This window comes from Streptomyces canus (assembly GCF_030816965.1).
GTDB lineage: Bacteria > Actinomycetota > Actinomycetes > Streptomycetales > Streptomycetaceae > Streptomyces > Streptomyces canus_E.
Genome location: NZ_JAUSYQ010000002.1, coordinates 2,546,495 through 2,559,136 on the forward strand (window position 1 = coordinate 2,546,495; position 12,642 = coordinate 2,559,136).

Sequence of the window (12,642 nt, forward strand, 5' to 3'; positions counted from 1 at the left end):
ATGCACGCCGGCCTCACCGCACCGCCCGTCGTACGCCTTCCGGAAGGGGTCCGGCATGCTCGTCGGCACCTGGAATCTAGAGAATCTGATGCTGCCGCACAGCGGCGACGGCGCTCCCAGGACCGAGGCCGAGTACGAGGCGAAAGTGGCGGCCCTCGCCTCCGTGATCACCACGCTCGACCCGGCGCTGCTGGGCGTCCAGGAGGTCGGGCAGGAGGAGACACTCGCCGATCTGGTCAAGGCGATCGGCGGGGAGTGGCACACCGCGCTCTCCCGGCACGCGGACCACAGGGGCATCCGCGTCGGCTTCCTCAGCCGTACCCCCCTGCGGATACGGCGGGACACCCATGCGTTCGCGGACGGGCTGCACCCCGTGCAGGTCAAGGACGGCAACAAGCCGGACGCGCACGAAAGGGAGACCAGCCGCGGTTTCCTCGCCGTGGAGACCGGCACCGGCGACGGGGTGCTCCAGGTGGCGGTCGCCCATCTCAAGTCGAAGCTGCTGTCGTATCCGGGCACCGGGGACCGGACCCGCTTCCAGCCGCACGACGAGGCCGAACGGGCCCGCTTCGGCGCCTACGCCCTCTACCGGCGGGCGGCCGAGGCGACGACCCTGCGCGCCCTCGCGGACTTCCTGCTCGAAGGCGCCGGGACCGAACGGGACGTGATCGTCCTCGGCGACATGAACGACGTGGTGAACGCCGCCACCACACAGATCCTGCTCGGGCCGCCCGGCTCCGAGCTCGACAAACCGCGCGCGTTCCTCAAGTCCGACCTCGGCGATCCGTTCCGGCTGTGGGACATCGCCCCGCGCATACCCGCAGCGCGCCGCTTCTCCCGGGTCAGCTTCGGGCGCGCCGAACTGATCGACCACGTCCTGGTGAGCCACCGTCTGGCCCGCCGCATCGTGGAGGCGGGGACAGGCCTGCCCGAGCAGCAGGAGGACGCCCTCGTCCTGCCGTCGGTGGACGAGGATCCGAAGAAACGGGTGGGGACGCCCGGGTCGGACCACGCACCGGTGTGGGTACGGGTGTAACTCCTCACCGGCCTTGACCGGCTCTACCCGGCCCTAACCGGCGAGGGGAACTCCGGGCAGTTGAACGCCCACTCGTCCTCGCCCCTCGTCGAGTCGGCCGAGTTCGTCGAGTAGTTCGGTGAGCCGTTGGACCTGTTCGGGGGCGAGTCGCCCTGAGTCGTCGAGGTGGACGGCGCAGGCGGTGGTCGTGTCGACGATCCCTTCGAGCACGGCGACGATCTCGTCGGCGCCCTCCGAGTGCCGGGCGAGCGCGGGGAGTTCGGCGGCGGCGAGGGCGATGGCGGTACGGGCCTCGGCGAGCGCGCGGTAGGCCTCGCGGCGGAGGGTCCAGCGCCGGGCGCGGGTGTCGTCGGCGGGGGTGTCTCGTACGACGGACCCGGCGCCTTGTGGGACAGGGCGCGGGGTCTGCCGTGGAACAGGCCGCTCGGTCTGCCGTGGACCAGGCCGCGCCATCTCCCGTGGGCCAGGCCGTTCGGTCTCCCGCAGAACATGCGTGAGGTACGCCTCGGCCGCGCCACTCGCCGCGGCCAGCCGGGACCGCACTCCCCCGCCCCGCTGCCCCGGCATCGGCAGGTGCCCCACGATCAGCACGATCGCGCAGGCGAGCAGGGTCTCGGTGATCCGGCCGACGGAGGCCTGCGGCTCGCCGCCCACCATCACGAGCGCCAGGACGAGGACCGTGACGACGGCGGTCTGCGCGGCGAAGTGCCGGGTGGCCACGGGAATGAGCGCCCCGCTGACGGCGACCAGCGCGACGAGTCCTTCGGGCCGCGGCAGCATGAGCGCGAATCCGGCGAAGACCAGCGCTCCGAGGACGGTCCCGGCGGCCCGGCACAGCACCCGGGAGACGAGCGGTCCGAGGTCGGGCTTGACGAGGAAGACGGTGGTGGCGGGCAGCCAGTACCAGTGCTGGTGCTCCCCGTACCAGTGGGAGTGGTGCAGCGCCTGTGCCACGGCGACGCTTGCCCCGAAGCAGAGGGCGACCCGCAGCCCGTACTCCCGCCCGCCGGCCCCGAAAACGGACCGCAGCACGCCCCGGACGGTGAGCCGGCGCTTGTGCAGATCCCCGCCCCGGCCCCGGTCGAAGGCCTCGGCGGCCCGCAGCAACGCGTCGTCGAGTGCCCGGAGCGCGGGCGCCGACCGGGCGGGCGCGGGCAACGGCCCGGTGTGCGTGTTCTCCCGTACGGCGACGGCGAGCCGTCGGGGTCCCGCGGAGGCCCGCCCGGGCACCGCCTCCTCCGCCCAGGCGAGCGCGGTGGCGGCCTCGGCGAGCGGCAGCGCGGCGGCATACTGCGCGTGCAGCCGCCGCTCGGCGGCCGAGCTGGCGTACCGCCGCAGCCGGGGTCCGGTGAGCGCGTCCTGCGCGTGATCGAGGGCGGCGGTGAGCGCGACGCGCCGCGCGGTGGCGTTCTCACTTCCCACGGCGTCCAGGAGCGCGGCGACGGCGTCGTACACCTCGGCGACGGCCTCCCGCTCGCCGTCGAACCGGAAGTCCCCGACGAGGGCACCGGGGGTGGGCAGCACCAGCCGCAGCGCGAGCAGCCAGCAGGCACCGCCGAGATACACGACGGCCCGCAGCCCCCCTTCCTCCGGCAACGGCATGCCCGCCCCGATCGCCGAAGCGACCAGCAGCTGCGTACCGGCCCCGGAGGCGACGGGTCCGACGGCACTGACACCCCCCGCGACCAGCCCGACAAGGGTCAGCAGCACGGTCAGTGGGACCGCCCCGATGTGCTCCCCCGCGGTGGTCCCCACGAACATCCCGACCGCCCCGGCGAGCGCCGGCACCCCGATCCGCTTGACGGAGACCCGCCGGCTCCCGGGCCGGTCGTTGATCCCGGCGAGCATGGCGGCGATGGCGGCGACCACACCGAGGGAGGTGCGGTCGGCGAGGACGGCGACCAGGAGGATGGGCCCGGCCGACAACGCGCCCCGCACCACGGCGTTCCAGGGAATCGGCCCACGCTGAGCACGCAAAGCGTGAGCGAGCCAGGGCGGTAGGGCGAATGACACGGGGCTCCTGTCGTCTGGGGGAGGCGGGGGTGTGCCTTCGGGCGACGGTGGCCGGGCGTTGGGCTGTGGTGTCCACGGTAGAGCGCGTTCCTGGAGGGTCCGGGACGCTTGTGTTACTGGGGTGTGACGATGTCTGCAGGGGCCACGTTCTTTATGAACGCAACCCGGGAGGGCGAGTCGGCGGACGCTCAGCCCGCTCAGTTCGTTCTGTCGAACAACTCCCGCACCTCCGCGACCGCGCGGACGGCCGACCCGGGTGATGCCGTCAAGGACTCGACGATCCGGTCGACGTCCCGCAGTCCGGCCCGTTCCAGCAGCCGTTTCTCATTCGTCACCCACTCCCCCCGCCCTGCCAGCACCGAGTGCCCCATCTGCACGGCGGACGTGGCGAGGGTTCCGGCCGTCTCGGTGAGGCGGGCGGCCGGGGCATGGTGGGCCTCGGCGTAGGCGAGGGTGGCGTGGGCGGTGTCGCGCCAGCGGGCGGCGGCCGCGGCACGGAGTTTCGGCGGGTAGGCCGCGGGGCGCGGGAGGTCACCCCTCAGGATTTGGTTGATCGCGAGCTCGGCCACGATCAGGTAGGTGGGGATTCCCGCGAGATGGAACAGCAACGGCTCCACCCTGAACCGCCCCTCCTCCGCCTCCGCCAGCTCCCGTTCCACCACGTCGAGATCGCGGTAGTGGACGTCGACCCGCCGCTCGTCGATCGTCAGCCAGGCACCCCCGTTGAACACCCCGCCACCCCAGCCGCCGATCTCGGACACCTCGCCCTCCCAGCCGACGGCACGGAGATCGGCCGGGTCGAAGGCGCCCCGGTAGTAGACCGCCAGGTCCCAGTCGCTGTCCGGCCGTGCGGTCCCCTGGGCGCGGGAGCCGCCGAGGGCAACGGCCCGGACGGCGGGAAGGGCGGCGAGCCGGTCGGCGGTGGTGTCGAGGAAGGCGGCGTCGGAGAGTGTGGGGGACATGGGCGCAGCGTACGAAGCCCGGGGGCGTCCCTCCACGGGTTTACGCGGCCAGCGTTGCAAACCCGCTTCCCCGGGCCCGGAAATTCAGGTGCGGTCCCGTCCCCCGCCCCCGATGATCGGAAAGTTGTCTGCCGTTCACCCCAGGAGTCCACGTGATCCAGCGCGTCACTGTCCCGGCCCTGTTCCCACCGCCGGCCTACTCCCACGCCTCCGTCGTCGAGGCCGGCACGAAACTCGCGTTTCTGGCCGGGTCCGTTCCGCTGGACGCGAAGGGGAACCTCGTCGGTGAGGGGGACCCGGCGCGGCAGGCCGAGCAGGTGATCGCGAACCTTCGGGAGCAACTGCACGCGGTGGGAAGTGACTTGGAACACGTGCTGGCCACCGACGTGCACGTCGTGAGCAGCGAGCCGGCGGTGCTGTCCGCCGTGTGGGAGGTCGTGGAGGCGTCCGGGCTGAGCACCGGCCCGCACTCGTCGACACTGATCGGGGTCGCCTGCCTCGGCTACACGGGCCAGTTGGTGGAGATCACGGCCACGGCCGCCGTACCGGAGAGGGCCTCGCGGTGAGCGCGGTCGTCATCCGCCGGGCCACCGCCTCCGACGCCTCCGCCACGGCCGACGTCTATCTGCGTTCCTTCACCGCCGCGTTGCCGACGGTCGTACGGCCACGGTCCGACGACGAGGTGCGTGCCTACATCCGGGACGTCGTGGTGCCGTCGCGGGAGACGTGGGTGGCGGTGGCGGAGGAACAGGTCGTGGGCCTCATGGTGATCGCCGGCGACCTGCTGTCCCAGCTGTATCTCGACCCCGACTGGCGGGGGCACGGCATCGGCGACCGGTTCGTCGCGCTCGCCAAGGAACGCAGTCCGCGGGGGCTGAGCCTGTGGACCTTCCAGGTCAACAGGCCGGCCCACCGCTTCTACGAACGTCACGGCTTCGTCGAGGCCGAACGCACCGACGGCAGCGGCAACGAGGAGCGGGAGCCGGACGTGCGGTATGTGTGGCGGCCCTGAAGCGTGCCGCCCCGAACCCCGTCAGTCCGACCGCGCTCCCCACACCCGCCGCTTCGGCACCGGCTTGGCATACCCTCCCGCCCGACTGGTGTTCAGCCCCAGCCCCACCAGCGACTCCGCGAGCTTCACCGCCGCCCCCACCCCGTCGACGACGGGAAGCCCCAGCTTCTCCCCCACCGTCCGCTGCAGCCCGGTCATCCCCGCGCACCCCAGCACCAGGACCTCGGCGCCCGCGTCCCGCACCCGCTCGGCGGCCGCCAGGAACGCGGCCTCCGTGCGGTCGGCGTCGCCCAGGTCGAGAACCCCCAGTCCGGTCCCGACGACGGCGGCGCAGTTGCGCCCCACCCCCGCCAGCTCCAGGCTGTCCTCGATCTGCCCGCACGACCGCTCCAGCGTGGTCACCACGCCGTAGCGCCGGCCGAGCAGACAGGCCAGATGGGCGGCGGCCTCGGTGATGTCGACGACCGGTACGTCCACCAGCTCCCGGACGCCCCTCCCGGCCGTGCTCGCCGAAGCCGGCCATGACGACGGCGTCGTAGGGAGGACCCTCGTACGTGCGCAGCAGGTCGATGACCGCCGCCGCGGACAGATAGCTGTCGAGCCAGCCCTCCGCGGACTCGGGTCCCCACCGCGGGGTGAGCCCGAGCACGGCGGTGCCCGGGCCTGCGGCGGCCCGGGCACCTCGTACGATCTCCTCGGTCATCTCCTGCGTGGTGTTGCAGTTGGTGACGACGATCCGCACGTTCCTCAGACCTCCAGAGGCTTCTCGGTCACACCGGCGGAGTCGGAGGTCCGCTCGCTCCGGCACAGCAGCGCGTACAGGCCGGCCGCGAGCGCCGTACCGATGAACCAGGAGTACGGGGCCACGTCGCTGAACGTCTTCAACAGGGCGAGGACGCCCGCGACCGCGGCCGCCGGCAGGAACGCCCACAGGGCCTTGGGGTTGACCCCCTTGCGGTAGTAGTAGCGGGAGCCGGGCTCGGCCTTGAACAGCTCGTCCACGTCCACGCGGCCCTTCTTGACCCAGTAGTAGTCGAGCATGATCACGCCGAACAGCGGGCCGAGGAAGGCGCCGAGTCCGCCGAGGAAGTAGTTGACGACCGTGGGGTTGGAGAAGAGGTTCCACGGGGTCACGAGCAGCGCCGCGACCGTGCTGATCATGCCGCCGATCCTGAAGGTGATCTTCTGCGGCCAGACGTTGGCGAGGTCGTACGCCGGTGAGACGAAGTTGGCGACGATGTTGACGCCCATGGTGGCGACGGCGAAGGTGAGCGCGCCCAGGACCATCACCCAGGTGTTGCCGACCTTGGCGACGAGCTCCGCCGGGTCGGTGATGGCCTGGCCCCAGACCTCCAGCGAGCCCGCGGTGACGATCACGGAGACGACCACGAAGGCCGTGGAGTTGATGGGCAGGCCCCAGAAGTTGCCGCGGCGGACGGTCTTGTAGTCCGGTGCGAAGCGCGAGAAGTCGCAGAAGTTGAGCATCAGCGTGCCGTACGTGGCGAGGATCAGGCCGATCGCGCCGAACCACTGCCGCCACTGCTCACCGACGGAGACCGGGTGCGGGGTGGTGGTGAGCGAGATGCTCCAGCCGGCCTTGGCCAGCACCCAGATCGCCAGCGCGATCATGACCAGCCAGATCGCGGGACCGCAGAAGTCCTGGAACTTCCGCACCGACTCCATGCCCTGGCTGATGATCAGCGCCTGGATCAGCCACAGGGAGAGGAAGGAGACCCAGCCGAGCGCGTCGAGGCCGAGGAAGGAGCTGTGCGTCCAGGACTCCAGGCCCGGCCAGGCGGCCAGCAGCATCACGTTGACGGCGACGGAGGCCAGATAGGTCTGGATGCCGTACCACATGATGGCGATCACGGCCCGGATGAGGGCCGGGATGTTGGCGCCCCACACACCGAAGCTGATACGGCTGACGACGGGGAACGGCACGCCGTGGCGCTGGCCGATCTTCCCCATCCAGTTCATGCCGACGTAGATCAGCACGAAGCCGACGAGCAGGGACGTGAAGACCTGCCACACGTTCATGCCGAGAACCAGCAGTCCGGCCGCGAAGGTGTAGTTGCCCAGGTTGTGGACGTCGGACATCCACATGGCGAAGAGGTCGAAGACCTTCCAGTTGCGCTTGCCGGCGGGCGCCAGGTCTTCGTTGGTGAGCCGGGGATCGGGGACGAACGCTGGTGCGCCGGTGACTTCGGCACGGTCGGCGAGGGACACGGGACCTCCAGGGACGGGGACAGGAGGGGGGCGGCCGCCTGGCATCCAGTTTTGGTATACCAAACTGCGGACATGGTCCCGCCGTCAAGAGTTCCGACCGATGTCGCGTCCGTTAACGCTTCGTAAAACAGCTCCGGAGTCGGAGAAGATGGCTCCATGAGCTCCACGACGAACATCGAGCCTCTCGGCGCCGTCCGCGAACGCGTCCTGGCCACCCTGCGGCAGGAGATCATCGCGGGCGGGCTGCGCCCGGGCGACCGGCTGGTCGAGCGGGAGCTCGCCGAGCGCTTCGGGGTCTCCCGGGTGCCGGTCCGCGAGGCGATCCGCGCGCTGGTCGCCGAGGGCTTCGTCCACTTCGAGACGCCCCGCCGGACGGTCGTACGGCGACTGACCCCGAACGACGTCAAGGAACTCTTCGAGCTGCGCGAGGCGTTGGAGGTGTACGCCGCCGGCCTCGCCGCCACGCGCGCGACCCCTCAGGACCTCGCCGAGGTCGAGCGGCTCCTCGCCCTCGCGGCGACCGCGACCGAGGCGGGCGACGCGGAGACGATCACGGACGTCAACAGCCGTCTGCACGACAGCATCGTGGCCATGGCCCGCAACAGCCTGCTGGTCGACGCCCTGGAACCGGTTGCGGGGCGGCTGCGCTGGATGACCCGGCGGAACGAGGAGTGGCCCCAGCTCCTCGTCGAACACCGGGACTTGTACGAGGCGATCGCGTCCGGCGACCCGGACCGGGCCCGCGCGCACGCCCTCGCGCACGTGCGGACCAACTACGAGTCGACGGTACGGCAGCTGTTCGGGGACACGGGCGAGAGGATCTAACGGGTCCAGCCGCGCGCGTACTTGTCCGTCGCCGCAACCATCACGTCCACACCCCGCTCCCCCGCGAAGTGTGCGCCGTCGTCGATCACCGTCAACTCGCTGCCGGGCCAGGCGTGATGGAGCCGCCAGACGGTGCCGAGGAGGTTGCCGAGGTCGAGGCTGCCCTGGACGAGGGTGCCGGGGATGTCCTTGAGGAGGGGCGCGTCGCGCAGGACGACGCCCTCGTCGTTGCCCTCGCCCAGGAAGTGGTCGTTGCCCCAGTAGTGGGTGACGGTACGGGCGAAGCCCTGCCGGAACACCGGGTCCTCGTAGCGCGGCACGGACCGCGGCGGCGCGGACTCGATCGCCGTCTCCCAGTCGGTCCAGGCCCGCGCCGCCCGCTCGCGCACCTCAGGATCGGGCGACTCCAGCAACCGGTTGTAGGCGGCGGGGATGTTCCCGGCCCGCTCCTCGACCGGCAGCTCGCCGACGAACTGTGCGAACGCCGCCGGGAAGATCTTCCCAAGTCCCCTGGTCAGCAGGGTGACTTCGGGATTCGCGCCGGTCGCGATCCCGGTCAGCACCAGCTCCGTCACGGCCTCCGGATGGGTCTGCGCGTATCGCAGCCCGAGCATCGACCCGAAGGAGATGCCCCACACCAGCCACCGCTCGATCCCCAGATGCCGCCGCAGCAGCTCCAGGTCCGCGATGAGATGCGGGGTCGTGTTGACGCTCATGTCCGTGTCGTACGCGCTCGCGTGCGGCGTCGACCGCCCGGCGCCACGTTGGTCGAGGAGCACGATCCGGTACGCGGCGGGGTCGAACAGCCGACGCACCCACGGCGTGCAGCCGGACCCCGGCCCACCGTGCAGCACCACCGCCGGCTTGCCGTCCGGATTCCCGCAGGTCTCCCAGTACACGTGGTTGCCGTCGCCGACGTCGAGCATGCCGTGGTCGTACGGTTCGATCTCGGGGTAGAGGGGCATCCGGCGACCCTAACCGTCGTACGGCGGTCCCGTCGTCAGGTTTTCGGCGGTACGGCCACGCAGTCCTGCCCTCTCGGCAGCCGTGCTCAGCACGTCCCGCAGCATCGCGGGCGTGAGCTTGCCGGTGAAGGTGTTGCGCTGGCTGACGTGGAAACAGCCGAAGAGTTCGAGGCCGTCGAGCGGGACGCGCGCGCCGTGTCCGAAGACGGGCCGCGGCCGGGGCACGCTCCAGCCCGCCTCCGCGAACGCGGGCAGCGCGGCCTGCCAGCCGAAGGCACCCAGCACGACCACGCTCCGCAGCGTGGGCCGCAGCAGGTTCAGCTCCTGGACCAGCCAGGGCCGGCAGGTGTCGCGCTCCCCAGGAGTGGGCTTGTTGGCGGGCGGGGCGCAGTGCACGGGCGAGGTGATCCGCACGCCGTACAGCTCCAGGCCGTCGTCCGCGGTCACGGCGGTCGGCTGCGAGGCGAGCCCGATGTCGTACAGCGCCTGGTACAGCACGTCCCCGGAACGGTCACCGGTGAACATCCGCCCGGTACGGTTCCCGCCGTGCGCGGCCGGCGCGAGCCCGACGATCAGCATCCGCGCGTCCGCCGGCCCGAAGCCGGGCACCGGCCGCCCCCAGTACGTCCAGTCGGCGAACGCGGCCCGCTTGGTCCGGGCCACCTCCTCCCGCCAGTCGACCAGCCGTGGACAGGCGCGACAGCCCGCGATCCGGCGGTCGAGATCGGCGAGGGCGTTCACCGTTCCACGGTACGGGCACATCCGAGCCGTGAGGGTGGGGTGGGCCGGCACTCCGGGCACCGCCCGGAAAACCCACCTGGCGTACACGGCCCCGGGTACTAAGGTCGGAGCCATGGCTGTGGAACCTACGGACGACAACGAGACCGGTGGGACGGACCGGGCCGGAACGACGGCCGACGGTCCCGACGCGGAGGTCGCCGGTCCCGGCCTCTCGGCTCCCGAGGCACCGGACCCGAAGATCGCCGCCGCGATCGCCGCCGCGGAGGCCGCCGGGCCGCAGAACGGCGAGACCGTGCGGATCGACAGCTGGATCTGGTCCGTACGGCTGGCCAAGACCCGTTCCGCGGGAGCCACCGCCTGTCGGGGCGGGCATGTGCATGTGAACGGGGAGCGCGTGAAGCCCGCCCACTCCCTGCGCGTCGGCGACGAGGTGCGCGTCCGCCAGGAGGGCTGGGAGCGGATCGTCATCGTCAAGCGTCTGATCCGCAAGCGGGTCGGCGCCCCGGTGGCCGTCCAGTGCTACGTCGACAACTCTCCCCCGCCCCCGCCCCGCACGGCCGTCGCCCCCGCCGGCATCCGCGATCGCGGCACCGGCCGCCCGACCAAGCGCGACCGCCGCGAGCTGGAACGCCTGCGCGGCCTCACGGAGGGCAACCGCCGCACCCGCTTCGCCGGCCCGGGCGGACCCAGCGGCTCGGAGGGATTCGGCGACTCGGACGCGATCGCCGACTCCGGTGCACCCGACGGCTCGGGCGGCCCCGACAGTTCGGGCGGGGCACGCCGCTCCGGCAGGGACAGGCGCTCGAACCGGGGCGGCCACTCGGGCAGAACCGGACGCTGAGGCGAAACCGCACGCTGCTCCGGCGTCGGCGGACAAGCGACCGTCGGCCACCACCGTGAGGCCGGTCCCCTCCCGAAAGGCAGGGCACCGGCCTCACCGCGGTGGCCGTGGCGCGGCTCTCCTCACGCCCGTCGTCGCACCAGGCGCAGCAGGTCCGCGTTGTGCCGGCGCCGGGCCCAGGCGATCAGGGCGAGCGGGACGATCAGGATGAGCGGAGTCGCCGCGTTCTCCCCGTCGAAGTAGGTGAGCTGGACGACGAACGCGCCGACCATCAGCCCGCTCAGCGCCACGGCCGCCACCGACTGCAGCACCGGGACCAACAGGGCGATCCCACCAGCCAGTTCGAGCACGCCGATGATGTACATCCCCGCACTGCCCCAGCCCATCTTGTCGAAGCCCTCGGCGGCCGAGGGGTGCGCGATCAGCTTGGGGAGCGCGCTCGCGACGACGTAGAAGAGGGCGAGCACGACCTGAAGGGTGCGCAGGGCGATCCGGGCCCGGCGGCCGCGTACGGTCGAGGACTCGGCGATGACAGGGGAGACGGCGGAGGAAGCAGCGGTACGGGTGACGGGGACGGTGGTCTCGGACATCGGGGTCTCCTGGGGGAAGCGGTCCGTGTTGCTGTCGAAGAGGTAGACCTGCGCCCGCACCCGGACTCATCGCCATCCCCTGACCGGTTTCCTCAGCCGGTCGTCACCACCGCCCGCACCCGTCCAACGGCCCGTGTCCGCACGGCCGTTCCCGAGTCACACAGGTTCACCCGTCCGAGCTACCAGGGGAACCAGCCGTGCCCGAGGTACCAGTGCCCGCCGGCCCGCAGGTGATCACCGACAGCCCGCTCCAGCGCTGTCCGGCGTGGCAGGCTCTCCACCGACAGCTCCGGATCCCCGAACACGAACTGCACCGGCTCGGCGTCCTCCGGCTCCGGGTCCTCGGGGGCCAGCCGGAAGCGCTCCTGGAACCGGACGATGTTGGAGTCCGCGGGCAGATACCCCTTCAACTGCGGGTCGAGCAGCCAGGAATGGCACAGCGCGGCACCATACGGCTCCTCCGCGAAGTGCCGGGCGAAGAACTCGGCGGCCAGGGTGAGCGAGCGAGCGCACGCCTCCGGTGACAGCGGCCCGAGGAAGTCGGGGATGTGCAGGCTCAGACAGGGCGTGCCGGGGGCGATGTCCAGCCCGGCAGCCGCGAGCGTCCGACGGTTCCACGGCCCGTATCGCGTCCGCTCGAACTGGAGTCGTCCCAGCTGGTACAGCTCGCCCCGGGAGTGCCGGGTCAGCCAGCGGGGTGACTGCACGCCCGTCCTGCCGTACCGCCTGCGGTGCACGGCCATGTTCCGCCCGAGGTCGGCGAGGGTGCGCCGGGACACCTCGGCCGGGATGCCGCGCGAGCGGTGGTACGCGCGCGTGTGGGGCAGCGCCGCCACGAACACGTAGGCGGGGAAGCAGCGTTGGAGGGCGCCGGCCGGCCAGTCGAGCTCGGGCAGGACGACCGGGTCGTCGGCCCTGCCCATGTCCCGGACGAGTTCGTCGACGGAGTGTTCCAGGAACCGCCGCAGCTCCGGGTCGTCCATGACCCGTCGGCCCATCCGTACGAGTTCGCCCACGTCCTCGTGCGGTACAGCGAGTTCCACCAGCACCTCGGCCAGTTCGTCGGCGTCCGGAAGCACGCGGTGACCCCCTCTTCGGCCCTTTGGTCAACGTCCGTTCCGAAGAGTACGTTGCAAGGGAGGAGTGGTGATCCCGATGCGTACGGGCAGTGAGCCGGCGACCGCGCGCAGTGCGCTGCGGATGCGGTTCTGGCTGAGTGTGTGGGGGCTGGTCTGGGCGGTCTTCGGTACGGTCGCGTTCGCGCTGGCGGGCCGGACCGGGTGGGCGATCGCCTGCGGAGTGCTGTGGCTGGTGATCACCGCCGACATGGCGATGATCCTCCGGCACATCCGTCAGGGCCCGCACTACCAGCCGGGTCCCGACATCCCGCCGTACCGCCCGCCGGAAAACCGACCCAGGTAGCGGGCCGAC

General features: G+C 71.7%; 13 protein-coding genes and 1 pseudogene. 6 read left to right on the forward strand and 8 right to left on the reverse strand.

All coding sequences use genetic code 11. The annotated features are described in order from the left end of the window. Positions 1-55: 55 nt before the first annotated feature. The gene (locus QF027_RS12725; RefSeq protein ID WP_306983029.1) at positions 56-1,036 is read left to right on the forward strand and encodes an endonuclease/exonuclease/phosphatase family protein; all 981 of its coding nucleotides are present in this window, start codon (positions 56-58) and stop codon (positions 1,034-1,036) included. A gap of 33 nt (positions 1,037-1,069) precedes the next feature. On the opposite strand, the gene QF027_RS12730 is transcribed toward QF027_RS12725, so the two are convergent. Next, positions 1,070-3,013, reverse strand: a complete 1,944-nt coding sequence (locus tag QF027_RS12730; protein ID WP_307074553.1) for an FUSC family protein — start codon at positions 3,011-3,013, stop codon at positions 1,070-1,072. A gap of 233 nt (positions 3,014-3,246) precedes the next feature. Next, entirely contained in the window at positions 3,247-4,011 is a 765-nt protein-coding gene (locus tag QF027_RS12735; protein WP_306983025.1) for a nucleotidyltransferase domain-containing protein, read from the reverse strand. Positions 4,012-4,163: 152 nt separating this feature from the next. On the opposite strand from QF027_RS12735, the gene QF027_RS12740 reads away from it, so the two are divergent. Both QF027_RS12740 and QF027_RS12745 read left to right on the forward strand, forming a co-directional pair. Further along, positions 4,164-4,577 carry a RidA family protein gene (locus QF027_RS12740; RefSeq protein WP_307074554.1) on the forward strand — a complete coding sequence of 138 codons (414 nt, stop codon included), beginning with the start codon at positions 4,164-4,166 and terminating at the stop codon, positions 4,575-4,577. Further along, positions 4,574-5,023: a GNAT family N-acetyltransferase gene (locus tag QF027_RS12745; protein ID WP_307074556.1), complete on the forward strand. Its 450-nt coding sequence runs from the start codon at positions 4,574-4,576 to the stop codon at positions 5,021-5,023. The genes QF027_RS12740 and QF027_RS12745 overlap by 4 nt, the downstream gene beginning before the upstream one ends. Before the next feature lie 21 nt (positions 5,024-5,044). On the opposite strand, the pseudogene QF027_RS12750 reads toward QF027_RS12745, so the two are convergent. Both QF027_RS12750 and QF027_RS12755 read right to left on the reverse strand, forming a co-directional pair. Continuing rightward, a pseudogene (locus tag QF027_RS12750) lies at positions 5,045-5,765 on the reverse strand (aspartate/glutamate racemase family protein). A 5-nt stretch (positions 5,766-5,770) separates the two neighbouring features. Beyond that, entirely contained in the window at positions 5,771-7,249 is a 1,479-nt protein-coding gene (locus QF027_RS12755) for an NCS1 family nucleobase:cation symporter-1 (protein ID WP_307074558.1), read from the reverse strand. Positions 7,250-7,405: 156 nt separating this feature from the next. Here QF027_RS12755 and QF027_RS12760 point away from each other — a divergent pair, with 156 nt between their 5' ends. Beyond that, positions 7,406-8,074 (forward strand): GntR family transcriptional regulator, encoded by a 669-nt coding sequence (locus QF027_RS12760; protein ID WP_307074560.1) that lies wholly within the window; start codon positions 7,406-7,408, stop codon positions 8,072-8,074. On the opposite strand, the gene pip is transcribed toward QF027_RS12760, so the two are convergent. Both pip and QF027_RS12770 read right to left on the reverse strand, forming a co-directional pair. Then, positions 8,071-9,039 carry a prolyl aminopeptidase gene (gene pip, locus QF027_RS12765; protein ID WP_307074563.1) on the reverse strand — a complete coding sequence of 323 codons (969 nt, stop codon included), beginning with the start codon at positions 9,037-9,039 and terminating at the stop codon, positions 8,071-8,073. The two genes, QF027_RS12760 and pip, sit on opposite strands and share 4 nt — an antisense overlap. Before the next feature lie 9 nt (positions 9,040-9,048). Continuing rightward, on the reverse strand, positions 9,049-9,801 hold the full coding sequence (locus QF027_RS12770; RefSeq protein WP_306983010.1) for a uracil-DNA glycosylase: 753 nt from the start codon (positions 9,799-9,801) through the stop codon (positions 9,049-9,051). A 91-nt stretch (positions 9,802-9,892) separates the two neighbouring features. On the opposite strand from QF027_RS12770, the gene QF027_RS12775 reads away from it, so the two are divergent. Continuing rightward, a complete protein-coding gene (locus QF027_RS12775) occupies positions 9,893-10,621 on the forward strand; it encodes an RNA-binding S4 domain-containing protein (RefSeq protein ID WP_306983008.1) in 729 nt (242 codons plus the stop codon). 122 nt (positions 10,622-10,743) lie between these two features. Here QF027_RS12775 and QF027_RS12780 read toward each other — a convergent pair whose 3' ends face one another. Together QF027_RS12780 and QF027_RS12785 are read right to left on the reverse strand one after the other, a co-directional pair. Further along, on the reverse strand, positions 10,744-11,211 hold the full coding sequence (locus tag QF027_RS12780; RefSeq protein WP_307082351.1) for a DoxX family protein: 468 nt from the start codon (positions 11,209-11,211) through the stop codon (positions 10,744-10,746). A 179-nt stretch (positions 11,212-11,390) separates the two neighbouring features. After that, positions 11,391-12,290 carry an acyltransferase domain-containing protein gene (locus QF027_RS12785; RefSeq protein WP_307074567.1) on the reverse strand — a complete coding sequence of 300 codons (900 nt, stop codon included), beginning with the start codon at positions 12,288-12,290 and terminating at the stop codon, positions 11,391-11,393. A gap of 76 nt (positions 12,291-12,366) precedes the next feature. Here QF027_RS12785 and QF027_RS12790 point away from each other — a divergent pair, with 76 nt between their 5' ends. Continuing rightward, positions 12,367-12,633 carry a DUF6343 family protein gene (locus QF027_RS12790; protein WP_306983002.1) on the forward strand — a complete coding sequence of 89 codons (267 nt, stop codon included), beginning with the start codon at positions 12,367-12,369 and terminating at the stop codon, positions 12,631-12,633. The last annotated feature ends 9 nt before the right edge of the window (positions 12,634-12,642 follow it).

Excerpts from the sequence above, each read along its gene's own strand:
- QF027_RS12725 (WP_306983029.1), top strand. The coding sequence starts at position 56 with ATGCTCGTCGGCACCTGGAATCTAGAGAATCTGATGCTGCCGCACAGC.
- QF027_RS12735 (WP_306983025.1), bottom strand. The coding sequence starts at position 4,011 with ATGTCCCCCACACTCTCCGACGCCGCCTTCCTCGACACCACCGCCGAC.
- QF027_RS12760 (WP_307074560.1), top strand. The coding sequence starts at position 7,406 with ATGAGCTCCACGACGAACATCGAGCCTCTCGGCGCCGTCCGCGAACGC.
- pip (WP_307074563.1), bottom strand. The coding sequence starts at position 9,039 with ATGCCCCTCTACCCCGAGATCGAACCGTACGACCACGGCATGCTCGAC.
- QF027_RS12770 (WP_306983010.1), bottom strand. The coding sequence starts at position 9,801 with ATGTGCCCGTACCGTGGAACGGTGAACGCCCTCGCCGATCTCGACCGC.
- QF027_RS12775 (WP_306983008.1), top strand. The coding sequence starts at position 9,893 with ATGGCTGTGGAACCTACGGACGACAACGAGACCGGTGGGACGGACCGG.
- QF027_RS12780 (WP_307082351.1), bottom strand. The coding sequence starts at position 11,211 with ATGTCCGAGACCACCGTCCCCGTCACCCGTACCGCTGCTTCCTCCGCC.
- QF027_RS12790 (WP_306983002.1), top strand. The coding sequence starts at position 12,367 with ATGCGTACGGGCAGTGAGCCGGCGACCGCGCGCAGTGCGCTGCGGATG.